Genomic DNA, 22,042 nt, shown 5'->3' on the forward strand with positions numbered 1-22,042 from the left:
ATTAGGCTAAAGCCTGCACAACAACACGTATGCCCGTGACATTTGCACCTGCCCCCTTTTCCGCTCGACAAACACAACCCAAATATTGAATCTAGACGAAGCACGAGTTGCACTATTGCCAAAAGCTGTTCGTCGTGGATCGATGCGGCAGCGGCTCGGTTTGCTTCGCTTGCGAGGCCGTCACGGCAGGCTTTGCCGGGGTGTTTTGCTGCGGTGGGGCGATTGCTGACCAGACGGCGACCTGAGGCTTTGGAAAGCCCGGCGACGGCACCGCACTGCCCGGCGACGGTGAAACGGGCACGGCGATGGGGGGAAGCTGGTTCTGGGGGAGATGTTGTTGGGGCACGGTGGCTGCTGGAGCCGGAACGTACTTGGTCGCCGTCGGCAGTCGGCGGTGGTAGCTGTAGCCACTCGATCTTTGGGAACGTTGGCGGCTGAAGTTTGCGTTTTTGTTACTCGTGTAGAACGCCCCCATTCGTTTGTTCAAGGGTTTGGCCCAGCCCCAACCGCTGTTGCCGCCGGCGCATGCATCACCGCCGGCTATCAAGCCGGACCCGAGAATGGAGAGAGCGACAAGTAATACGAATGGTTGGGGGCGATTCATCAGGGGATCTCATATTATTGGGGTCGGAATCGGTCGGAAAAAAGTTGGGATGGGCTCCAAGGCTGGAAGTTCACTTCACCGAGCGGAGACGGCGACCCAATGTTACGACGTTGACATCGAAAATAAAAACTTTTTCGTACGCCCATTGATTCGCCGCGAGCCGTCCCCCGATTGTCGTTCTGCCCGCCATTGTTCTGCCAATCTCTTGCCCGAACTCGGCGGCGTGTTAAGATGAAGTGAACCTTGAGAGTGATCGAGTGTCACTTTCAACGCATCGTTTTCCGCCACCGAATTGCAGTTTGTCAGTGAGTTGGCGGCGACCGACCAGTCAGGGGGGCGACTTGGATTCGACCGGATGATTGGAAGCGTATGGTCGCGTGTCGTGGTTGATCAGTTGGCCACGTAAAAAGCTGATCACAATTTTTAATTGCAGATGAAAATCTCCAATTGGCTGCCTAATTACAGGCTGCCCGGACTGATGGGGGCTGCCAGAGTCGCCTGAAAGTCCGTCACAATTCTGGATCGCCCACCGTCCTACTCGAGACGCGGTGGGTCAAACAAGATTCGAGTTAGCGAGCCACGTAGTTTGTCCAGCAGCGCCGTGGTAAGCGAAGCGAGTTTCGGCTCATAACCGCAGGACTACACACGTAGACGCCGTCGTGGACGCATCGCGGGACGAGGGTTCAATTCCCTCCGCCTCCATCACAAGCCGATTTGCGAGAGATCGCAAGTCGGCTTTTTTTTTTGCCGTTGATTCCACGCTGGTGGCCCAATTCTTTCAGCAACCGGCAGAGCACGCGCGAATCGTCTGTGACGTTGAAATGCCGAGTGTTGGGGGCTACGACCCTAGTTGCAACCACGACGGACGGAGGATCATGACCAATCCGAGCACTAGAATGACGACGCCGCTGAGCAGTTTTAGCCACCGCCCCTCACGCTCTTGCAATTTGCGGTGCGAAAGCGTGGCGACGACCACCGCGACCAGCAGCGTGTCGTCCAGCATGTAGGCCAGGATATACAGCGATAGAAACGCATAATTCTTCCAGCCGGGGTAGTCCTGGATCGTCAGCACTTGAGTGTACAGAGCCGGCAGCCCGGCTGTGCACAGCAGTTCGATCATATTGACGATCACCGCCAGAACGACTGCACCGGTCAAGGCCACCGTCAAATACTTGGCGCTGACGATCTCGCGGACACGCCGGTACAACTTAGGCTTGCTCGATTCGGGGATCGACAACGAAACCCCTTTCTTGAACGCAAAAAAGTCTTTGACATTGATCACGCCGATGAACAGCGCCAAAATCCCCAACGCAATTTGCACCGGTCTGGCGATTCCGATCAGCAGGAAAATATTCAGCCAAGCCGCCATGAAGGCGAAGTAGGCCAGCCCGCTGATCATGACAAACGTCCCCGCGATCAACAGAATCTTGCGGCGGTCTTTGATGTTGACCAACACCGAAAGTAAAAACACCAACACCCACATGGCGCAGGGATTGAATCCGTCCACCAAACCGATGGCCAAAGTAAACAGGGGCATGCCTAGCTCCGAAGCGCTCACCGGACCCAGCATCGGAACATCGATCGTATCGCTTGTTACCACTTCTATCGGCGTTTCGCTTTCACCCGACTGCGACGGCGTGGCTTCCTCGGGAAGCTCCAACAGATCCATCGGGATCTCTTCAGCGGAATCCTCCGGCTGCGTCGCTTGAGCAACCAGCAGCGCCATCGGCAAGACAGTGGCGTAAGCTTCCAGCTTGCGATCGGCGCCGCCGGCAAGCGGGAAGCTGGCGCCACTTAGTCGCCGACGGCTCAAGGGTTCTGGCTGTTTCATCCCCGAAACCTCCCTGATCAACTGTTCCAACTGGGCGCCGCTGGTGTCGTCACCCTGGTAACCGATCAAGATGCGTCTGGCAAAGTCAATTGTCGGCAACCCCGGCGGGCTGCCGGCTTTGCGACACAGCGTTTCCCACTCCGATCTGGCCGTCGCGGATCGATCGACATCATGGATCACGAAACGGATCGCCGGCCACCGTTGTTGCAAGGTCGGCACAAACGCTTTCAGTTTGCCGCACTTGGGGCAGGTCGTCCGAGTGTAGAGGTTGGCGGTAAAAAGCTGTTCGATCTCCGGGCCGGTTCGCCTCGCATCGTCAAAGCCAAAGTACATCCGGTCGCAGGCGAAAAACGCCGGCAGCAACGGTTTCTCTCGGCCCGCCTGTTTGGACAGTTCGTACAGACGAATCAGTTGCGTTTTGTCACTCAGTACATCATGAACATGAATGTCCAACCCGTTGATTCGCTGCTTTAATTGATCGCAATACGCCTGAACCGTTTCGGCGGATTCGCGATCACTGCGGACGAAGACGTCGAGGCGAATTTCATTCGTTGCCGCGTCGGGCGGACGGTCGTCGGCGCGTACCCAGGTCAGCGATGCGGACGATAAAAACAGAAAGCTCAGTAGTGCAAATCGGAAAGCCATGGTTGATCGGCTGATGTTGCGTGTTGGAAATCGGTCACCCGCCTGCCAGAAGGGTGACTTCAAAAACGGCACGACCTCCGCGCAATCGGTGCACGCAGCATACCAATGGCGTGCTTCGAATCGTCACAGGCTCAGGCTGACTCTTCAGCTTTGCCGCGCAGGTTGGCGACCGAGTACCGGCGCACCGGTTTGGAATACATCGTGCGCTGCGCGTATTCTTCGGCGGGCTGCTTGCAGCGCTGAATAAACTCCACAAACTGATCAACAAACGAGTCGACCTGCTTCCAATTGGTGAACTCATAATCGAAACGCGTGTCGGTCGGGCCGCCCTCTTTCTTGGCGACCCACTGCATCAGTTTTCGTTTCAGCCAGTTGTACTTGGAATAGGTCAACGCGCCGGCGAAATGAGTCGTCAACAGGGGATTCCAATCGGTCTCGTGCAAGTAGGCTTCGGTGATCTTTCGCACTTCATCGTGTTCGCTGTCGTCTTCGCTCATGATGCCCAGGCTGACCGAAAAAAATGCCGATGGCATTTCGTGCAAGAGGTCGCGAAACTGTTTGAGATACTCCGCCAGACGGATGTCGTAATGGGAGTAGTGGATCGGGGAGCCGACAATGACTGCGTCGTAGGCATCCAGCGCGATCGGCCGATTGGGATCGACTGCAATGTTGTGCCGGTCCGTTGCAATGCCTTGTTCGCTCAGTCGTTGTGAGATGTGACGGGCGATCTTCTCGGTTTGGCCTTCGTCAGTCGCAAAGAGAATCAAAGTCCGCATTCAACCTATCCTTGCCGGCGCATCACCGGCTTGTTGATTTTATCGATGTTTCGAACCAACGCGTTGGTATCAACCCCCCGCCTCCTCGCTTGACGCAAAAACGGGGTGTTGTTTAGTTAGCGTCAGGGCGCGAGCCCTCCGGTCTTTCACGTCGCAACCGGACGGCTCGCGGGCTGCCGTTTTTGTGAGCCGCGACGCGTAAGCGGCCGGGCATTCCGATGCTGCCCGAGGCCTTACGGCCAGCGGCTCACCATTGACTCAGCAGATCCCGACTAAATCGACAACCCGCTCGCGCCGTTCCGCTAACTCATTCAGTGTCAAAGTCGATGGTATTCAGGCTTGGCCTGAACGCGAAAACGAGGCGCGTCGCGTGGCCCCTTGCATACTTCAATGAATACGTCGGCGAGACGTTAGAACATCGCGGCGAGTGTTCCCGCCACCGTTTTGGCAAAGATCAAGAGCGACATGATCGCGATCACGATCACCGAAATCCAAAAGATCTTCTCATGTGGCGAGTCCTTCCAATTGATGCGGCTCATCGTTTTGCCTTGGGTTTTGAAGACCGGGGTACTCGGATCCAGGCATCCCGAACGCTTTGACACGACGCTGGGAATTTGCAGAATGCATCTTCTGTGCCAATTCCGCGCTGTCCCGATTGACCGTCACATCGTGCAACATCGTCGCGCGTTCGCCGCGTGTTGGCCATTTCCGCACACTCCGTCCACGAGATCCATCGATTGCTTTGGTTCCTGATTGTCGCACAGTTTCTGCTCGCCGCCGTGCTCGTGTTGTCGGCCCGCTGGTCTCCGCTGCCCTTCGCGGCATTGGTCGTCGCCGCGCCGGGGATCGGCCTGGCGGTTTGGGCGTGGGCGAAGGTGGGATGGCGGAAGATTCGGATCCACCCGGCGGCGACCGAGAAGACAGAGTTACTGACCGACGGGCCGTATGGAATCGTGCGTCACCCGATGTACGCGGGGTTATTGTGGTTTACCGCTGCGTTGCTGTTGACCCCGTGGCTGTGGTGGCGGGTGGTCAGCTGGGTCGCGCTGCTCGTCGTCCTTTACGCCAAATCCGCGCACGAGGAGCAGTCGATGCGCGAGCGTTTTGAGGGCTACCAGGCGTACAAGAACAGGGTGGGGCGTCTGTTTCCGGTTCGCCGCTGATCGATTCGACACCTCGTATTCTGCCGCTCGAGCGGGGCCAAAAGAGTCGCGGTCGCGAAGCGAAGTCCGGTCGCCCCCAACGGCACGTGGTCTGCTGGTGTATAATCGACCAGCGTCGACGGTGTTTTCTGGTGACAATCCTAGTCGAGCGGAAAAGGGGTCAGGCCCCAAAAACCAAATGGCCCGTAGGGTGCTGAGCATTTTTGGGGCCTGACCCCTTTTCCGCGGCACCCAAAACTGTGCAGGCGGTGTGTCATGGATAATGCGGAGTCTCCATCTTCAATTTCGTCCGTCGACGATCCTGCCGAGCGGCGACGCGTCGGGTTGGACGAAAACAGGCGGATCGCAAATCATCTCGGTGAGATCGCCAGTTTGCTGGAATCACAACACGCCAGCGAATTCCGTGTGTCGGCCTACCGCAAGGCGGCCGGCACGTTGTTGAACCTTCAAACCCCCGTGCGATGGATTGACCAAAAGCATGGGATCGAGGGCTTGATTCGAATCGAGACGGTCGGGCAATCGATTGCGAGGCTGATCGACCAGTACCTGAGAACCGGTCGAGTCCCGCTGCTGGATCGGTTGCGTGGTGAGGCGACCGCGGAAAGGATCTTTACGACGTTGCCCACGATCGGTCCCGAACTGGCCCATCGAATCTATGACGCGCTGCACGTGGAAACTCTTCCCGAACTCTACAGCGCGGCGATCCATGGCAAACTCGGCCAGGTCCCTGGGATTGGTCGCAAACGGGCCGCCGCGATTGAAGAGGTGCTGGCTGAACGTTTGCGTCGAAACCCCGGTCCGATGACGCCCTTGTATCCACAGACAGACCGTTCGATACCGGTTGCCGAGATTTTAGACGTCGACGCCGAGTACCGTCGCAAAGCTGAAGAAGACAAATTGCCCAAGGTCGCGCCCACCAAATTCAATCCCGGCGGTGTTGCCTGGTTGCCGATCTTGCACACCCAGCGTGACGACCGCCACTACACAGCCTTGTATTCCAATTCGGCACGCGCGCATGAATTAAATACGACGAAGGATTGGGTGGTGATCTACCGAGACGACGACCAACAACACGGCCGTTGGACGGTGATCACGTCCCAGTTCGGGAAACTACACGGATGTCGAATCATTCGAGGCCGCGAAGACGAGTGCCGCGACATCTATTTGAGGTCCCAGCAACAAAACCAGTAGCGTCGACAGCCCTGTGGCCACGTTTAATAATACGGCACGAAGGGCGTCGGCACGTAGATCTCCACCTCGTAGTGCTGTTGCAAGAACGTGACCAGATCGGCCAATTGCGTCACCGTCATTTCGTCGTTGTACGACCGCATCTTGGAAACCTCACCCTCTTGGATTTCGTCGGATTTGTAACCGAGTGCGAAGCGGTGGGAGGGGTTGATGATGGACGTCACGAGATCGCCGTAGGTCACCACGTATCCTTTTTTGCCCCCCAGGGCGACCGTCGTGACGTCTTCCGAGACGCTTGCGTCCAACTCCACTCCGTCGACGGTATGGCACGCGTTGCACTGCAACGCCACAAACGTTGCTTTGCCACGTTCGGCATCACCCTCGGGCAACGTGAATCCCCAGCCGGATTTTGGATCCGTCGTGCATCCCACCAGCGCTGACAAAAGAAGCACGCCCAACGCCGTTTTGAATGACTTGATCATCGATTGATTTCGATTGGGGAAAGACCTCGAACCGCCACAGGAAAAGATCAAACGCAAGCGTTGTGCCAACCATGATGTCCGGCTTTCTGACCCAGCGTTTGGCCTGTGACGCACACTTCGCGAAATAGTGTGCGTAAACGCTCGTCATGCCGTGGCCAGATTGTGCTATCCCACTCGACAGATCCGACACTCGTTTTCGATTGGATCCTAAATGACCAACGTCATGCCCAGCACCATGCTATCTTGCACGACATCCCGATCGCTGACGGTTGTGATGTCGATCAGCGGGGCAAAACCGGAACTGCGGACGTATTCAGCCGACACGCTGCAGTGGCCATTGAGGTGACGAAAATAGCCGATCACCAATTGGCGATTGAACTCAAATTCCGAGCCATCGGAGCCCTGGTCACCCGCACTCCAGCTGACACTGACGTACTGCGGGCAGGTTCCCCGGTCGATCCAATAGGCCGCTTCGGTTCGATAGGCGCTGACCAATGTTCCGGTGACCGGCCAGGGATGGGTGGTCGAAACAAATTCTCCGGCCAAGGACAAGCGGCCCTTGTCGATACGGCCGTTGACGTTCCAGCCGCTGTTGTAATCAGACCCGAATTGGTTCGCATCCAAATGCTCGGCACTGAAACCGTCATAGATGGTGCCGAGAAGGAATCCGACGCCCAGCTGGACCGAGTGTGTGGAGCAATCTCCGGCATGCCAGGTCGCGTTGGCCGCCAGGTTGTTCAGTTTACCGCGCTCCGGTGAATCATTCAGGCGGATTCCGCGGCCGCCGTTGATTGCCGCTGCCGTCAGGTCCCAGCGTTGATCGTGGTATCCGATGCCAACGCCTTCGGCCAACGCGGCAAAGTAATGCCAGGTGACGGCCTGGGTGAACGGGCTGAGCGTGCTGAAATCGCCAAAGCCAACGTTTTTCTTGCCGAGGTAGAAGTAAAACGGCGAAACGTCCAGGTCACCGATCAAAGCATACGCTTGCCTGACTTGCAGGCTGCCCTGTTTAAAATCGCCAAAGCTGAAGACGTCGGAAAACAACAGTTCGCCATGGACGCTGACCGTGGGCGCGACATAGGCGGTCGCGTGCGCGTTGGCCTGCAGCATCCGCGCATCGGTGGCTGTTTTGCCGCTGAAATCCGTCGGGAAGCGGCCCAGGTAAGGAAACTTATTTTCTGTGTTGGTCGTCGCCGCCAGAAACGAAAGTCGTGCCTGGCCGCCGACGACCACAGCGGGCGACGTCGATCCGGATTGCCTGCGGTGATGCAGGAGATGCCGTTCTTTGTCCGTCTGTCGGTTCTGGAAATCGAGCATCTGCTGGGTCAATCCGCCGTTCAGCCGCAACCAGTGCCCGGACGCGGAGAACTCTGTCGTCGACCATCGATGGCTGACCGGTGCGACGGCCGTCATCGGATCCAACTCGACGTCCGCCTCCCAGTTCGCTGATTCCGCACCACTGTTTGTGGGAGCGGGTTGCGCGATCGCACAGCTGGCAGTCACAACCGTCGCAGTCACAACCGAGACCGCGATCCACAGCCGCGCGAACCGACCGGTGCAGGCAGCGGCGCGAAAGCGGGACGTACTTTTCTCCTCGCTGTCGGCTGGTTGATGCCGACTGAACGATCCGTGTCGATTCCCCATTGGCTTATCCGCTATAAAAAGGCGCGTCCATTCTCGGCTCGATCGCAATGGCGCCGTCAATCGCATGCGTGCCCGACGCGTATCGACTGAATCGGTTATGGCGACTTTGCAGGTTAGGATACTTTTCCGGCCGGCAGCATTTCTCAAACAAATCGCGGCCTTTGACACAGACTATGAACGCATCAGAGGTCCAGGCCGGCAAAACCAGCGTGTTTCACGCCGTCGACATCGCCAAGATCTATCAGATGGGCGAGGTGGAAGTACACGCGCTGCGGGGGGTCAGCCTGGACCTTTACGAAGGCGAATTCGTCGTGCTGCTGGGAGCATCGGGCAGCGGAAAGTCGACGTTGCTGAACATCCTGGGCGGATTGGACTCGCCCACGTCAGGAACGGTTCACTACCTGGATCATGAATTGACCGCCAGCGATGCATCCGACCTGACACGTTATCGCCGCGACAATGTCGGATTTGTGTTCCAGTTTTACAACCTGATCCCCAGTTTGACGGCTCGTGAGAACGTCGAATTGATCACCGAGATCGCCACGTCACCGATGGACGCGATGGATGCGTTGGATCTGGTGGGGTTAAAGCCTCGCGCCGATCACTTTCCCGCTCAGCTTTCCGGGGGAGAGCAGCAGCGCGTCGCGATTGCCCGGGCGATCGCAAAGAATCCGAAAGTGTTGCTGTGTGACGAACCGACCGGCGCGTTGGACGTGCAAACGGGGGTCGTGGTGTTGCAAGCGATCGGGCAGATCAATCGACAGTTGGGGACCACCACCGCGGTGATCACGCACAACGCGGAGATCGCCAAAATGGCCGACCGGGTGATCTTGTTGTCCGACGGTCACATCGCCGGCATCGAAACCAACGCAACCAAGGTTGCGGCGCAGGACTTGAGGTGGTGAGCGATGCGAAAGCTGGACCGCAAACTGCTCCGAGACCTGAATCAACTGCGTGGGCAAGTGACGGCGATCGTGTTGGTCATTGCCGCCGGCGTCGCCACCTTTGTGATGTCGATGTGCGCCTATCGTTCGTTGACGGCGACCAAGGACGCGTTCTACCGCGACTATCGGTTTGCGGATGTCTTTTCCTCGACGCACCGGGCTCCGGACGCCCTGTTACCGCGACTGCGCGACATCGAGGGCGTCGCGGCCATTGAAACCCGCTTGGTCTACGACGTCCTGTTGGATGTTGTCGGCATGCCCGAGCCGGCCACCGCCCGTTTGATCAGTGTGTCCGATCGCGGCCAAAGTGAATTGAACCAAGTTTACATCCGCCGCGGTCGCATGATCGAACCGTTGCAAAGTGGCGAAGTCGTTGTCTCGGAGGTGTTTGCCGCGGCGCACGGATTCGTTCCCGGTGACCAGGTTCGTGCGATCATCAACGGCAAGACCCAGTCGATGAAGATCGTCGGGATCGCGTTGTCGCCGGAATACGTCATCCAAGTTCAACCGGGCAGCGTTTTGCCGGACGACAAACGGTTCGGCATTTTCTGGATCGGCCGCCGTGACTTGGAAGCCGCCTTCGACATGACAGGCGCCTTCAACAGCGTCACGGTCCGTTTGGCACTCGGTCACGAGACGGCACGCGTGATTGATGAACTGGACCGCTTGTTAAAACCCTATGGCAGCGTCGGCGCGTACGACCGCGACGAGCAATTGTCGCACCGGTATCTGTCCGACGAGTTGTCACAGCTTCGCGGCATGGCGGTGATGGCACCGGCGATCTTTTTGGGCGTTGCCGCCTTTCTGCTCAACATCGCAGTCTCCCGAATCATCACCCAGCAACGCGAGCAAATCGCCGCGCTCAAGGCCTTCGGGTACTCCGATTTCGAAGTCGGCGCGCACTACCTGAACCTGGTGTTCGTGATCAGCGTCGGCGGCAGCGTTACCGGTTCGTTGATCGGATTTTGGATGGGTGCCAACATGATGGGAATGTATGAGGAGTTTTACAAGTTCCCGGCACTGACGTTTCTGATCCATTGGCCCGCCGTCGCCGCCGCGTTCCTGATGACCAGTGCTGCCGCGGTGGTGGGAACGTTTCTGTCGGTGCGATCGGCCGTCACGTTGCCACCGGCCGAAGCGATGCGGCCCGAAGCGCCGCCGAGCTACCGAACGTCTTGGTTTGAGCGTGTGGTGCCCAAGCGGTTTTTGGCACCGGAAATGCGGATGGTCGTCCGCAACTTGACTCGGCGACCGGTCCGTGCGGCGCTTTCGGTCGTCGGAATTGCGATGGCCGTCGCGGTCATGGTGCTCGGCAATTTTTCCCTCGACGCGATGAACTACATGATGGAGTTTCAATTTCGCTTGGCCCAGCGTCAGGACTTGACCGTCACCTTTGTGGAACCGGCGACCGAATCAGTGATGTACGAAGTGCAAAACCTGGACGGGGTCTTGGAAAGTGAAACGATGCGAAGTGTGGCCACCCGCATACGATTCCAGAACCGTTCGCGTCGGATCGGCATCATGGGTCTGTTGCCCGATCCCCAACTGTATCGATTATTGAATGCCGATGAACGAGAGGTACGCGTGCCCGAGTTCGGGATCATGCTCAACAGCAAACTCTCGGAGGTCTTGGGGGCGTCGATCGGTGACGAAGTGATCGTGGAAGTCTTGGAAGGAAAACGTCCGACGTTGACGTTGGAGGTTTCGGCGATCGTGGAGGAATACGCGGGAATCAACGCGTACATGAACAAACGCCGTCTGCACGAGGTGCTGTTGGAATCCAACGTTGCTTCGGGGGCGTTTTTGAAAGTCGATCCGAACCGCATCGATGCCGTGTTCGCCGAGCTGGAAGAACGCCCGGGGGTGGGCAGCGTCACGATCAAGGACGCCATGATGCAAAGTTTTGAACAAACCGTCGCCGAGAATATCTTGGTCATGCGGTCCTTCATCGTGATGTTTGCTGCGGTGATCGCGATCGGCGTCGTTTACAACACCGCCAAGATTTCGTTATCCGAACGGCAGCGTGACTTGGCGACAATGCGTGTCATCGGTTTCACCAATCGCGAGGTGTCCACCGTGCTTCTGGGAGAGATCATCATTTTTACCGCGTTGGCGATCCCGCTCGGCTGCGTGATCGGGTACGGTTTGGCGGCGGTGATGACGGCGGGGTTGGATACCGACAACTACCGGATTCCGTTGGTGATCAGCCGCAACACATTGCTGTTGGCGGCGTCGGTCGTTGTGGTGGCGACGATCTTTTCCGCGACCCTGGTGCAACGACGCGTGAAACGTCTGGATCTGATCAGCGTGCTCAAAACAAGGGACTAGTGGTGCGATTTTCGCTCAAGACATTGCTGTGGGGAATCCTGGTGATCGCGCTCGTGATGGTCGCCGTTGCTGCGTTATTCCCCAGTCCCGTTGCCGTCCGAGCGACGCCGGTCACCCTCGGGCCACTGCGGGTGTCGGTCGTCGAAGACGGTAAAACACGGATTCGCGAAAAGTACACGGTGTCCGCGCCGGTCTCGGGACGTTTGTCACGCATCGAACTCCGCGAAGGCGATTATATCAGTGTGGATCGCTTGCTGGCGGTGATCCTGCCCAGCGACCCCGCGTTGCTGGACCAACGCTCGTTGGCCGAAACCCATGCCCGGGTTCAAGCCGCCGAGGCCGCCGTGCTGCGAGCCGATTCGAGGGAGCAGCAAGCCAGGATCGATTTCAGCTTGAGCCAAACGAAGTTCGATCGGGCCAAACGTTTGCTGCCCCAGCGAGGCATTTCGCAAGACGAATATGACATCGCCGAATCGCAAATGCTGGCGGACAAACAAGCGATCGAAACCGCGTCCTTCGATGCGGAAATCTCACGATTTGAACTCAAAATGGCCAAGGCGGCGCTGAATCAATTCGAACAAGACGACGACGAGGTCCAGGTCGCTCCCTTCGAAATCTTTTCCCCCATCGACGGTCGGGTGCTACGCGTGATGGAAAAAAGTTCCACGGTGGTCACGGTCGGAACACCGTTGATCGAACTGGGCGATCCACGCAATTTGGAAATGGAGATCGACGTGTTGTCGACCGACGCGGTCAAAATTCGAACCGGCGCGGATGTCACGATCGAGCACTGGGGTGGAGAATCTCCGCTCAAGGGTAGTGTGCGTGTGGTTGAACCCGGGGCTTTTACCAAGATTTCATCGCTCGGCGTCGAAGAGCAACGCGTCAACGTGATCGCCGATTTCAACGAACCGCCCCAGCGAATCGCTTCGCTGGGCGACGGCTATCGAATCGAGGCTCGGATCACGATCAACCAGCTCGACAAGGCCCTGTTGATCCCAAACAACGCCCTGTTTCGCTATGAGCAACATTGGCACGTTCTGGTGGTGCAAAACGGCGCCGCCGAACTGCGAAAGGTCCAGATCGGCGTTCAAAACGAATCACAAGCCCAAGTCCTTTCGGGATTGGTCGAGGGAGAACGCGTGATCGAATACCCCAGCGACCAGCTCAACCCCGGTACGCCGGTCACCGTTTTGGACTGATTTTGAAAGGTTTCTTGGAATTGACGCCCAGAATCGCGGTAAAATTCTGACCGAACTTGTCAGCACGCGCGCCTGGTGCAGTGTCCGCCAACGCCTGATCACACGAGGGCCTGATCGAGAGGTCCGCTTGACGGCGTTTGAAGCGTTCGAGCGCGATGAGTTCACCTCTCTTCTTTTCAAGAACCGGTCACAGGGGAAGTCAGCATGGCAACGACAAGTATGCTTGGGAACGTCAAGACGAAGCCTGCTTCACGGGTGAGACCCTCCAAGGTCGACCCGCGGACAGCGCAGCCGTTTACCTTGGATCAGGAACTGGAACCGTTTGGAACGTGGGCCGGCGATCCGATTCTTGTGCCGCCCAAAGACGCCAGCACGGAGATGGCCGAAACGATGCTGCGTCAGTCGGGAATCTTGACGTCCAAAGACAGCAGCTGGGAGGCAGTGGTCCAACAGCATCGCAGCCAATTCACCGAAGTCCGGGAACTGGAACTCACCAAGGCTTCGATCCGGCTGCCCAAAACCAAGTTGTTCTTCACCGTTACACAACAAGAACATTTTGACAAAATCACCGATTCGATCCCGGCTTGTGTGCAAACACGTCTGGATGAGTTTTTGGCCGGTCCCGGAAAGCAGCCCGGCGTCAAAGTCTATTACCTGAAACCCCTGTGCATCGAAGTCGATGATGAATTGATCTTCACGTCCGGAGCAAGTCTGGCGGCCGCGATCACGAAGATTCAGGAAGAGGTGTTTACCGAGTATCGACGGTTGTACCTGTTTCGTCGTCCCCGGCACGTGATGCGTCAGGCGGCACACGCGAGTTTTGCCCTGCCGCGGGCCATCGCCAACCGGGCGATCCAGCGGCGACAAAAAGCGATCGACGCCTATCAGGCCAAGCTGGAATTCCAACGCCGCAAGACTGCCTTACGCGCGGCCAAGACCTTTGAAAAGAATCGCACGACGGGGTGCACCTTTGATGAGATGTTGGAACTGACCAACCCCCTGCAACGGTATGATGTGATCGAGCAATTCGGCGTCGAGAACGAACTCTCGCGGGCCAAGCGAGATCAATTGATCCGCATGGCGGCGGGGCAGCTACCTTGGTTTGTCGCGTTCTCCATCGGCGCGTCGTACCTGGTTTCCATCGGCATCACTATCGGTACCTCGCTGTCGCCGCCGGTGTTGGTCTGCGACCCGGCCTTTGTCGCGGAGTTCCCCGGATCCAAAGGCCAGGTACTCAAAATCGGCCACTTTGATGAAGTCGCGGGCGTGACCCACGTCGAAATTTGAACCGGCTGGTTTCGCGACGACCCGGTTGCGTCGAGTCGTCCAGCCATGGCTGGCGACTCGTTAGAATGTTCGGATCGCGACGTAGTTTCGCGCACTGTTCCGCTTCGTCATAGACACTGGAAGTTCCCATGGCCACACGATTCATCTTCAATCCACCCGTCGATGCCGTTGAGTTCGACGAAAAGGTCGCGTTGGAGCAACACCCCGAGCACCGCATCTCCATCAAAAGCGGGAGCACGGTGGTCGATGAGCTGACCGTCGAAACGGACTCCGACACCGAGATCTTGAACCTGCAGCAGGAGTTGGCCAAGTTGTTCGGGACCGTGACCGTCCAACGCGGTGTCCGACTGCATTAGGATTCCGTCGCAGCAATCCAGACGTGCCCACGCTCCCCGGGCATCAATTGTCTCGACACCTCTAAAGTCACCTTCCCTGGCAGGGATTGGTGTCTGCGTAAATAAGCCGGCATTCTTTTCTGGCTCCCCTTTCCCCAATCAAGTCGTGGTTGCCAATTCAACACGGTCGACATGCCAGTGATCGATGCGATATGACAAACTCTCAATCTCGACGACGGGTTGATTGGGGGAGAGGGGCTGGGGCTGGGGCTGAGGGGCTCAGCATTGAGACGCTTCACATCGATTGACGCGCTAGATCGCCGATCATGTTGAGGCGTGATTGTTGTCGGGTTCAACCGCTTGGCTATCACGTCGCCCCTTCGGGGCTTCTCTGCTCGTCTGCGTCACGATGGTTTGGATTCCGATGCCCTAAACGAGAGGGGGACTTCAAGTCTTGCGACTCTCTCCCCACGCTTTGGCGGTCTCGGCGACGACATTGGAGTTCCGCTTGCTGCTTCGTGGTTCGGTCTTTGTTTTGATAGGGGAGACCATTGACCACTCACAATGGGGTTCGGGTCGCTCTTGTGGCTGTTCATCATGCCACCCCGATCAACACATGGGTGGGCCACCTTTCTCCCAGACTGGTGTTGATCGGGTGAAAGACAAATCGATAGGAAGGGCGGAAACAATAAATCGATCTTGGGTTAATGGTTGTCGCGACGCGCTTTAGAAACACCGCTAGGGATGACGATTCGTTTTAAGGACAGTCGGGACAACCATTCGCTTTCTCGTCCCTTGACAATCAATTCGAACGAGCAAGCATGTAAGCTCCTACCTTTATGCAAGCACTTCGTCGGCCGGCCTCCTCGGTGCTGTCACACGCCCACCCAACAGAAGCGTGTCGAACGACCCGGATTCGCACAATGTGATGTTTTCTAATTGTGTGTTTAATCACCGGAACTTAGTGGCCACAACGTAAGTTTTAAGACTTGTATCTCTGAACTACCTTTCTTTCCACCTTTACATCGAGACCCTTCAATGAAGCGTTCCGCTCGTCCGAGCAACGGTTTTACACTTGTTGAGCTTTTGGTTGTTATCGCCATTATCGGTATCCTCGTCGGTTTATTGCTTCCCGCTGTCCAGGCAGCTCGAGAAGCCGCCCGTCGAATGAGTTGCAGTAATAACTTCAAGCAATTGGGGTTGGCAGTCCACAACTATCACAGTGCTTATAAGCAACTTCCGATCCACGGGGTAGGCACAGGGAGCACCGACGGCGGGAGCGCCCCCTTCGGTGTCGTCACCGCCACCACCAACTGGTGGACGAACTACGGCGATTCCAACGCGTGGCGGTTGAGTGCCCTGGTCGGCTTGACTCCGTTCATGGAGCAGCAAGCGATCTGGGACGAGATTTCAAACCCCAGCTACATCAACGCGATTGATCCGACCAACCGACTGAGCGTCCCCTGGCCCGCGATGGGGCCGACCGTGCAGTTCATTCAATACCGTCCCTGGGTTACCGAGATCCCGATGCTGCGTTGCCCCAGCGATCCCGGCGTCGGTCTGCCCGCACAAGGGCGAACCAACTACGCCGCCTGCTTGGGCGATTCGATGGAATGGTCGGTTCGCGGCCCGAAACAGCACCAAGCCGCACGCGGCGGTGAGGTCGTGACGAACCAGACTTGGGCGATCCGGTCACTGGCCGCCGACCGCGGTGTCTTCGTGCCCCACAAAGACTCCAAGTTTCGCGACATTTTGGACGGCTTGTCCAACACCGTGGCCTTTGGTGAAATCCTCACCGACCTCGGCGACCGCGATGTGCGGGGAACCCAAAGCATCAACGGTAATCCTCCCAACGAGATCCGTTTGAATCCCAGCTATTGCGTCGACAACAACCAGCTCGATCCCGACCGTCCGGGATATTGGGCTCCCGGGACGCCGACGGAGAATGCCAATAATGGACGCGGGTTCAAATGGGCCGACTTCCGACCGAACTTCAGTGGTGTCCACACGATTTTCCCGCCCAACGCAGCGATCGGCGGTGGCAATAATTCCGGCCAAACCGGCATGTTTCCCCCGTCCAGCCGACACCAGGGTGGGGCGCATATTCTGTTGGCCGATGGTGCGGTGATCTTCATCACCGACTCGATCGAATCAGGCGACTTGCACCAAGAAATGGTCTGGCAGTCTCCCGTCAACGGCGTCTCCGTCCCTGGTTCGAAAAGCCCGTATGGACTTTGGGGGGCACTCGGAACGAGAGCCTCTCGCGAAACGATTCAGGAACAACTGAATCAGTAGTCTGGTGAATCGTTCGCCCGCCGCAGTGTCGTTGTTGGCGGGCACCGAATCCGATCATAGAAAAAACTCTCGGCCCTGCAGCGGGCCGAGAGTTTTTTGTTGTTGGTCAGCGCCCCGAAAGGCGATATTGCAAAACGCGATGCCGCAAATTGTTACGCCGCCGCTGCGAGCGGCCGACTCGCTGAGATCCCTCGATGCTATTTAGCGGCTTTGTCCGCGTTCTTCATCTCGCCGGCCAGCGCCGATTGCTCGGCGGCTTCGGTCGCCAAATACTCGTCAATCGCAGATTGATCGGCATCGGAGACGGCATCGGGCGTTGGCGACGAGCACCCGGCGAGGCAGAGGGCCAGCAGACCCAGCGTTAACAACTTTGCGTAAGGCTTCATCCATCTATCCTAGTAAAGACGATTAGTGTCATGGGACAAGCCAGAATTATAACTGTCCAGTCATTTTAGCATAGCTGGCATTTTACTTTCGGCTCGAACAAACAGCGTGGTGTTTCGCCTTGGGGTCAAGCAGACTCCAAGCGATTAGGTGGTAATGCGAATGCCTCGAAACCATGCTGCGAGCCACGGTGCGACGAACAAGACGGCAAGCCCGATTGGCATCAGCCCACCCTGCAGCATGTTGTAATCGGCGCAAAGTTGTTGCCACGAGAGCCCGGCCACAAACCGGCCGAACAGCAGTTCAAACGCCAGCGTCAACACCACCCACACCGCACCCGCCTGAAGCAGGTCCCTGCGGCGTGTCGGACCGATCCAGCGTATCGACAACGTGGCGAGTCCGAGCAGAATTGCCGAGCCGGTGAAAACACCGATCTGGTTCGAACGAAACTGCCCGACCAGAGGCACCAGCGTCAGCGCTCTGGTGATTCCATGAGCGATTTCGGCGACGATCATGACCAGCCAGATCGCGATGGTGCGTGCGGTGAGGTTCAAGGTGTTTTCTGCTCCAGCAAAGGGCGGCTTCAGCGCGTTCGGTACGGGCCTGGCAGTTCAACCGAAACGGTCTCAGCGGCGTAGCTCAATTCCCAGGCTCTTGATTCGAGACGCGAGCGTGGTCGGTTTCATGCCGAGCAACTCCGCAGCGCCACCGGCTCCAGATACCTTGCCCTTGGATTGTGACAGGGCGCGGCGAATGTTGTTGGTTTCCAATTCACGCAGTTCTGCGGCTGTTATCACGCGTTCGTCCTCGACGGGCTCGGTCGCACCGGTAACCTCGGTCGCGCCAACGGATGGGCGGTCGCTTGCGGATCGACCGGTGTCAAGCTGGAATCGTAACCGTCCGGCTTTGGACGTGATCATGGCGCGTTCGAGGACGTGCTGGAATTCGCGAACGTTGCCGGGCCAGTCGTAACGCTGTAAATCATGCACGTTTGCCTTGGTCAGCCGGGGTGTCGGACGGCCGAGCTTGCGGGCGAGCTGTGTGAGAAGGTGTTCGGCGAGCAGCGGAATGTCCTCCTTGCGTTGGCTGAGCGGTGGCAACTCGACCGGAAAGACGCTGAGGCGATAGTAGAGATCACTGCGGAATCGGCCGGCATCGCTTTCCGCTTTCAAGTCGCGATTGGTGGCCGCGATGATCCGCACGTTGACGCGGCGTGTCTGCTCTTCGCCGACTCTCTCCAGCTCGGATTCTTGAAGCACCCTCAGTAACTTGCTCTGCAGATCAAGTGGAATCTCACCGATTTCGTCCAGGAACAACGTGCCCCCATCGGCCAATTCGAAACGTCCGATGCGATCACGCACCGCGCCGGTAAAGCTGCCTTTGGTGTGACCGAAGAACTCGCTGTCGTACAGCTCGCGCGGGATCGCAGCGCAGTTGACCTTGATCAGCGGTCGATCGCTGCGTGTCGAACGCCGATGAATTTCACGGGCGACCAGCTCCTTGCCGGTGCCGCTTTGGCCGGTGACCAAAACCGTTGAATCGGTCGGCGCGACGAGCTCGATCTGCTCGGCGACTTTTTGCAGCGCCGCACTTTTGCCCACCATGTCACCAAACGCGTTTCTCGTCCGCACTTCCTCTTGCAGATAGTCGTTCTCCATTTCCAAGCGGCGGCGCAAGGATTCGATCTCCTCCCATGCCGACGCATTGGCGAGCGAAGCCGCCGCGTGGTTGGCGATCGTACGCAGCCAGTCCAGGTCTTCGTCGTTGATCGTGGTGCGACTAAACACGGCCAGTACCCCGAGCACTTCACCGCGGTAAACCAACGGTTGGCCACCGAAACCGCGAATGCCTTCCGCTTTGGCCCAGTCCGGGTGAACCAGCCAATCCGGCTTGCCGGCCAGATTGCCGACTTCCAATGGTTCGCCCGTCGCCGCGATCCGCCCCACTTTGCGGACCCCGATCGGGAACCGTCGAAACTGGCCATCGGTGCGCGACAGGTCGCGGTTTGGGTCCACCGCCGACGCACCGCCGCTGGCCACCAAATGCAGACACCTGGTTTGGTCGGGGCACTCCCGCCGCAGCGGGCACGATTCGCAGCCGGCTCCTGGCCGTATGAGCCAAATTCTCACCAACGCCACCGCCGGCGACGCGGCAATGTGATTGACGATTAACTTCAGCGCATCGTTGACCTGCAGCCGCTGGGCCATCTCCAGCAGCAGCGTCTTGGGCTGATCAATCAGGGGTGACTTTTCGCCGAGCATCCGCAAAACATATGCGAAAATTCGTGAACGGCAAGCGAAATGTCGTAAATCTACGATATCTCGGTGTCTTCGGTTTGCCCGCTGGGCTTCTGTAAGTGCCCTTTAGTATTGCAGTTACGGATTCCCAGGTGTTTTGGCCCGGGGCGTGCGATAGGGGGGCGCGACGAGCAGTGACTTCCACTGCTTGCAGTTCAGAACCCCTTTGTATGAGGACAGTCGTGATGACCCGAATCAGCCCCATCAACCCTGCAACCGCAACCGGCACCGCCCGAGAACTGCTCAACGGCGTCGAGTCCAAATTGGGCATGATCCCGAACATGATGTCGACGATGGCCAACTCTCCGGCCGTCTTGGACGCGTACCTGAAATTCAGCGGCGCGCTCGCCGCAGGCGGACTGTCGGCCAAAGATCGCGAGCGCATCGCGTTGGCCGTCGGGCAAGCCAATCGATGTGACTATTGTCTGAGCGCTCACACGGCGATCGGCAAGATGGTCGGACTGTCGGCCGAGCAGATCCGTGATGCCCGGTCGGCGACCGACGCCGATGCAAAGTCCGATGCGATCGTGAAGTTCGCGGCACAGCTTGTTGAAAAACGCGGTTGGGTTTCTGACGACGAAGTCGCCGCGGCCCGGCGTGCCGGTTTGGGCGACAGCGAGATCGCCGAAGTCGTGGCCAACACGGCGTTGAATCTGTTGACCAACTACTTCAACCACGTCGCGGAAACGGACAACGATTTCCCGCCTGCCGAGCCGATCGACTCACCGGCCTCCTGTGGCTGCCACAGCGACACCTGCGGCGTGGCCTGATCAACGCCGCAGCCGATCACCGTAGCTAACATCTCGTTTAGAGGAGGTTTGATGCGACGGTGCGAAGCCAGCATCAACGACGGCGCGATCGACCAATCGGATCGCAAGTTCCACCGGCCCCTCGGTCCCCGCCCTGCGGATCATCCCGGTTTGGGAGAGTTCGTCAGATAGGCGGGGTTTGATTCCCGAGTCGCTGGCCCGCTAGGTAAGACGTTCACGCCGATTCAAGTCACCGTCATGCGCGTTGCCGCGACCAGCAGAAGGCTGCTTTCGATCTTTCGGAAGCAGCCTGTTTTGATTCAGCGTTGTCCGAGCGATCGTTCCCACCGGGTCAATTCGCCGGAATGAAACCTCGAATGGGTTCGAGTCTTGAAAGTCGTTGATCGAGTGAAAGAATTTCGTCTCCCAAACGATCGACCTTGGCGTCGAGGGATTGGAGCATCGTGGTGAAATACTGTGGATTCTTCAGCAACACAAGCGATAGCTGTGCCAACTCGTACTTCAGTTTCAAACGTTCCAATTCAAGTTCATTCACCATTCCGTTGTCGTGTAGCTTTCTTCCATTCTCGAATTTGAGTTTTGCCAAACGGATTTTTTCTTCGGCATTACGAAGCCGAATACGTTCGCTTCCACCAACGGTCGCCAACTCCGCCTCTTGAAACCGTTGCTCGGCGATCGCCACGTCGGAATGCAACCGCTCAATCACAAGTTGCGCAATCGTTCCTGGGGACTCTCTGTTGATCTCCATCGCAGAGAGCAGCTCAACTTTCGCCAGCGCCAACTGCGTTTTGGCGTGTTTGACATTTAAGTCGTGCCATGAAGGCTCGGTCGGCGCGGTCTGGTTTTCTTGGCAAACCGATGGATTGGCCAACACGACCAGTAAGCAAAACGCGAATCCGACCGCATTGGAATGTGACATTGCTCCACCCACAGTTGTGCGAATTCGCCCACTCTTTCCTTGGTGGCGATGCGCTGATGACTTTCGTTTCCTCGTCCGGGTCAACTGCAAAGCTCGCGCCGCAGTGTCCGTGCTCGTCATCAGACTCGCGGAGAAAAACGCTTGAGCCATCAATTGGTGCCCGAGTGGAGTGGGATGGACACCGTCGCCGGCCAGCATCTTGGGCTCAGTTCCTTCGGCGACCGCATCGTCGAACATGGTTTGAAAGGGTACCCAGACTGCTCCTGCGTTGTTGGCGACGGCTTCGGCATACTTGCGGCGGACGTCGAACTCTGGGAACCATTTGTCACGGTTTTCCTAGACCGTACCGCTCATCAAAACGAACGGCTCACAGATCACGAATGTCGTCGTCGGAAGGGCGTTTCGCGTACGCTCCAGCAACGCGGCAAACCCATCGCGATACGTTTCCGACGTTCCGTCGTAACGGCCGTTGAGCATGTGCCAGATGTCGTTGACTCCGATCAGGATGCTGAGAATCTTGGGTTGAACGTCGACACAGTCTTGTTGCCAGCGACGGCTCCACGCCCACGTCACCCGACCGTGCCGCAGAGTTAAATCGATCCCGCGCCGGTTATCATCTCGCCCCAAACGGCATTTCCGTAACCCGTTGCCGTTCACCTCGAGCGGGCGCGTTTGCAGGGGAAGGAAGGTCGAATCGTTGCCGCAGAGCGGCCGGACGGCGAACGCATTGAGTTTCGCTGGTCATTTCGGGAGCATTGTCCGCCGACAAAGGGACGCACTCGTGAAGCCACCGAGCCTTTCGCTGCAAAAAAAAACGCCCGGTGAAACACCGGGCGATTTGCGAAGCGACGCGGACGGGACTCGAACCCGCAACCTCCGGATCGACAGTCCGGGGCTCTAACCAATTGAGCTACCGCGCCGAAGTTTGGCTCGCAAAATCTTGCGTCC

At 57.8% G+C, this 22,042-nt stretch carries 20 protein-coding genes, 1 tRNA gene, 1 other RNA gene and 1 pseudogene; 11 read left to right on the forward strand and 12 right to left on the reverse strand.

The genetic code is table 11. The annotated features are described in order from the left end of the window. Positions 1 to 112 precede the first annotated feature (112 nt). Complete coding sequence (locus tag NZK35_RS12540; protein WP_259632881.1) at positions 113 to 604, reverse strand: hypothetical protein; 492 nt, start codon at positions 602 to 604, stop codon at positions 113 to 115. A gap of 332 nt (positions 605 to 936) precedes the next feature. On the opposite strand from NZK35_RS12540, the gene ssrA reads away from it, so the two are divergent. Next, positions 937 to 1,309, forward strand: a transfer-messenger RNA (tmRNA) gene (gene ssrA, locus NZK35_RS12545). A 133-nt stretch (positions 1,310 to 1,442) separates the two neighbouring features. Here the strand turns inward: ssrA and NZK35_RS12550 are convergent. The 3 genes from NZK35_RS12550 to NZK35_RS12560 all read right to left on the reverse strand — a co-directional run bounded on the left by NZK35_RS12550 (position 1,443) and on the right by NZK35_RS12560 (position 4,395). Beyond that, the gene (locus NZK35_RS12550) at positions 1,443 to 3,080 is read right to left on the reverse strand and encodes a glutaredoxin family protein (RefSeq protein WP_259632882.1); all 1,638 of its coding nucleotides are present in this window, start codon (positions 3,078 to 3,080) and stop codon (positions 1,443 to 1,445) included. A 131-nt stretch (positions 3,081 to 3,211) separates the two neighbouring features. After that, on the reverse strand, positions 3,212 to 3,856 hold the full coding sequence (hemG, locus tag NZK35_RS12555) for a menaquinone-dependent protoporphyrinogen IX dehydrogenase (protein WP_259632883.1): 645 nt from the start codon (positions 3,854 to 3,856) through the stop codon (positions 3,212 to 3,214). A 410-nt stretch (positions 3,857 to 4,266) separates the two neighbouring features. After that, entirely contained in the window at positions 4,267 to 4,395 is a 129-nt protein-coding gene (locus tag NZK35_RS12560) for a hypothetical protein (protein WP_259632884.1), read from the reverse strand. A gap of 156 nt (positions 4,396 to 4,551) precedes the next feature. Between NZK35_RS12560 and NZK35_RS12565 the strand changes: the two genes are divergently transcribed. Next, positions 4,552 to 5,019 carry a methyltransferase family protein gene (locus tag NZK35_RS12565; RefSeq protein ID WP_259632885.1) on the forward strand — a complete coding sequence of 156 codons (468 nt, stop codon included), beginning with the start codon at positions 4,552 to 4,554 and terminating at the stop codon, positions 5,017 to 5,019. A gap of 255 nt (positions 5,020 to 5,274) precedes the next feature. Further along, the gene (locus NZK35_RS12570; RefSeq protein WP_259632886.1) at positions 5,275 to 6,210 is read left to right on the forward strand and encodes a helix-hairpin-helix domain-containing protein; all 936 of its coding nucleotides are present in this window, start codon (positions 5,275 to 5,277) and stop codon (positions 6,208 to 6,210) included. A gap of 23 nt (positions 6,211 to 6,233) precedes the next feature. Here NZK35_RS12570 and NZK35_RS12575 read toward each other — a convergent pair whose 3' ends face one another. Continuing rightward, positions 6,234 to 6,689 (reverse strand): c-type cytochrome, encoded by a 456-nt coding sequence (locus NZK35_RS12575; RefSeq protein WP_259632887.1) that lies wholly within the window; start codon positions 6,687 to 6,689, stop codon positions 6,234 to 6,236. 207 nt (positions 6,690 to 6,896) lie between these two features. Continuing rightward, positions 6,897 to 8,333 (reverse strand): hypothetical protein, encoded by a 1,437-nt coding sequence (locus NZK35_RS12580; protein WP_259632888.1) that lies wholly within the window; start codon positions 8,331 to 8,333, stop codon positions 6,897 to 6,899. A gap of 173 nt (positions 8,334 to 8,506) precedes the next feature. Here NZK35_RS12580 and NZK35_RS12585 point away from each other — a divergent pair, with 173 nt between their 5' ends. The 6 genes from NZK35_RS12585 to NZK35_RS12610 all read left to right on the forward strand — a co-directional run bounded on the left by NZK35_RS12585 (position 8,507) and on the right by NZK35_RS12610 (position 16,724). Further along, on the forward strand, positions 8,507 to 9,238 hold the full coding sequence (locus tag NZK35_RS12585; RefSeq protein ID WP_259632889.1) for an ABC transporter ATP-binding protein: 732 nt from the start codon (positions 8,507 to 8,509) through the stop codon (positions 9,236 to 9,238). 3 nt (positions 9,239 to 9,241) lie between these two features. Beyond that, a complete protein-coding gene (locus NZK35_RS12590; RefSeq protein ID WP_259632890.1) occupies positions 9,242 to 11,605 on the forward strand; it encodes an ABC transporter permease in 2,364 nt (787 codons plus the stop codon). Positions 11,606 to 11,607: 2 nt separating this feature from the next. Further along, positions 11,608 to 12,807, forward strand: coding sequence for an efflux RND transporter periplasmic adaptor subunit (locus tag NZK35_RS12595; protein WP_259632891.1), 1,200 nt, complete (start codon positions 11,608 to 11,610; stop codon positions 12,805 to 12,807). Between the two features lie 204 nt (positions 12,808 to 13,011). After that, a complete protein-coding gene (locus NZK35_RS12600) occupies positions 13,012 to 14,094 on the forward strand; it encodes a hypothetical protein (protein WP_259632892.1) in 1,083 nt (360 codons plus the stop codon). A 128-nt stretch (positions 14,095 to 14,222) separates the two neighbouring features. Then, positions 14,223 to 14,450, forward strand: a complete 228-nt coding sequence (locus tag NZK35_RS12605) for a hypothetical protein (protein WP_259632893.1) — start codon at positions 14,223 to 14,225, stop codon at positions 14,448 to 14,450. Between the two features lie 1,017 nt (positions 14,451 to 15,467). Next, positions 15,468 to 16,724: a DUF1559 domain-containing protein gene (locus NZK35_RS12610; RefSeq protein WP_259632894.1), complete on the forward strand. Its 1,257-nt coding sequence runs from the start codon at positions 15,468 to 15,470 to the stop codon at positions 16,722 to 16,724. 197 nt (positions 16,725 to 16,921) lie between these two features. Here NZK35_RS12610 and NZK35_RS12615 read toward each other — a convergent pair whose 3' ends face one another. The 3 genes from NZK35_RS12615 to NZK35_RS12625 form a co-directional block, all read right to left on the reverse strand. Beyond that, a complete protein-coding gene (locus NZK35_RS12615; protein WP_259632895.1) occupies positions 16,922 to 17,110 on the reverse strand; it encodes a hypothetical protein in 189 nt (62 codons plus the stop codon). A 144-nt stretch (positions 17,111 to 17,254) separates the two neighbouring features. Then, the gene (locus NZK35_RS12620) at positions 17,255 to 17,662 is read right to left on the reverse strand and encodes a hypothetical protein (protein WP_259632896.1); all 408 of its coding nucleotides are present in this window, start codon (positions 17,660 to 17,662) and stop codon (positions 17,255 to 17,257) included. A 72-nt stretch (positions 17,663 to 17,734) separates the two neighbouring features. After that, positions 17,735 to 19,369: a sigma-54-dependent Fis family transcriptional regulator gene (locus NZK35_RS12625; RefSeq protein ID WP_259632897.1), complete on the reverse strand. Its 1,635-nt coding sequence runs from the start codon at positions 19,367 to 19,369 to the stop codon at positions 17,735 to 17,737. A gap of 221 nt (positions 19,370 to 19,590) precedes the next feature. Between NZK35_RS12625 and NZK35_RS12630 the strand changes: the two genes are divergently transcribed. Both NZK35_RS12630 and NZK35_RS12635 read left to right on the forward strand, forming a co-directional pair. Then, a complete protein-coding gene (locus tag NZK35_RS12630; RefSeq protein ID WP_259632898.1) occupies positions 19,591 to 20,175 on the forward strand; it encodes a carboxymuconolactone decarboxylase family protein in 585 nt (194 codons plus the stop codon). A 45-nt stretch (positions 20,176 to 20,220) separates the two neighbouring features. Further along, positions 20,221 to 20,346: pseudogene (locus NZK35_RS12635) on the forward strand (DUF1348 domain-containing protein); the annotation flags it as partial. Between the two features lie 160 nt (positions 20,347 to 20,506). Here NZK35_RS12635 and NZK35_RS12640 read toward each other — a convergent pair. The 3 genes from NZK35_RS12640 to NZK35_RS12650 form a co-directional block, all read right to left on the reverse strand. After that, positions 20,507 to 21,094, reverse strand: coding sequence for a hypothetical protein (locus tag NZK35_RS12640; RefSeq protein WP_259632899.1), 588 nt, complete (start codon positions 21,092 to 21,094; stop codon positions 20,507 to 20,509). A 336-nt stretch (positions 21,095 to 21,430) separates the two neighbouring features. Beyond that, positions 21,431 to 21,667 (reverse strand): SGNH/GDSL hydrolase family protein, encoded by a 237-nt coding sequence (locus NZK35_RS12645; protein WP_259632900.1) that lies wholly within the window; start codon positions 21,665 to 21,667, stop codon positions 21,431 to 21,433. Between the two features lie 273 nt (positions 21,668 to 21,940). Beyond that, a tRNA-Asp gene (locus tag NZK35_RS12650) sits at positions 21,941 to 22,014 on the reverse strand. Positions 22,015 to 22,042 lie beyond the last annotated feature (28 nt).

Origin of the sequence: Stieleria sedimenti (assembly GCF_025060895.1) — a bacterium.
Classification (GTDB): domain Bacteria; phylum Planctomycetota; class Planctomycetia; order Pirellulales; family Pirellulaceae; genus Stieleria; species Stieleria sedimenti.

Coding starts and splice junctions, on each gene's coding strand:
- NZK35_RS12540 (WP_259632881.1), bottom strand. CDS start 604: ATGAATCGCCCCCAACCATTCGTATTACTTGTCGCTCTCTCCATTCTC.
- NZK35_RS12600 (WP_259632892.1), top strand. CDS start 13,012: ATGGCAACGACAAGTATGCTTGGGAACGTCAAGACGAAGCCTGCTTCA.
- NZK35_RS12580 (WP_259632888.1), bottom strand. CDS start 8,333: ATGGGGAATCGACACGGATCGTTCAGTCGGCATCAACCAGCCGACAGC.
- NZK35_RS12590 (WP_259632890.1), top strand. CDS start 9,242: ATGCGAAAGCTGGACCGCAAACTGCTCCGAGACCTGAATCAACTGCGT.
- NZK35_RS12570 (WP_259632886.1), top strand. CDS start 5,275: ATGGATAATGCGGAGTCTCCATCTTCAATTTCGTCCGTCGACGATCCT.
- NZK35_RS12610 (WP_259632894.1), top strand. CDS start 15,468: ATGAAGCGTTCCGCTCGTCCGAGCAACGGTTTTACACTTGTTGAGCTT.
- NZK35_RS12640 (WP_259632899.1), bottom strand. CDS start 21,094: ATGTCACATTCCAATGCGGTCGGATTCGCGTTTTGCTTACTGGTCGTG.
- NZK35_RS12630 (WP_259632898.1), top strand. CDS start 19,591: ATGACCCGAATCAGCCCCATCAACCCTGCAACCGCAACCGGCACCGCC.
- NZK35_RS12550 (WP_259632882.1), bottom strand. CDS start 3,080: ATGGCTTTCCGATTTGCACTACTGAGCTTTCTGTTTTTATCGTCCGCA.
- hemG (WP_259632883.1), bottom strand. CDS start 3,856: ATGCGGACTTTGATTCTCTTTGCGACTGACGAAGGCCAAACCGAGAAG.
- NZK35_RS12625 (WP_259632897.1), bottom strand. CDS start 19,369: ATGCTCGGCGAAAAGTCACCCCTGATTGATCAGCCCAAGACGCTGCTG.
- NZK35_RS12560 (WP_259632884.1), bottom strand. CDS start 4,395: ATGAGCCGCATCAATTGGAAGGACTCGCCACATGAGAAGATCTTTTGG.
- NZK35_RS12575 (WP_259632887.1), bottom strand. CDS start 6,689: ATGATCAAGTCATTCAAAACGGCGTTGGGCGTGCTTCTTTTGTCAGCG.
- NZK35_RS12615 (WP_259632895.1), bottom strand. CDS start 17,110: ATGAAGCCTTACGCAAAGTTGTTAACGCTGGGTCTGCTGGCCCTCTGC.
- NZK35_RS12605 (WP_259632893.1), top strand. CDS start 14,223: ATGGCCACACGATTCATCTTCAATCCACCCGTCGATGCCGTTGAGTTC.
- NZK35_RS12585 (WP_259632889.1), top strand. CDS start 8,507: ATGAACGCATCAGAGGTCCAGGCCGGCAAAACCAGCGTGTTTCACGCC.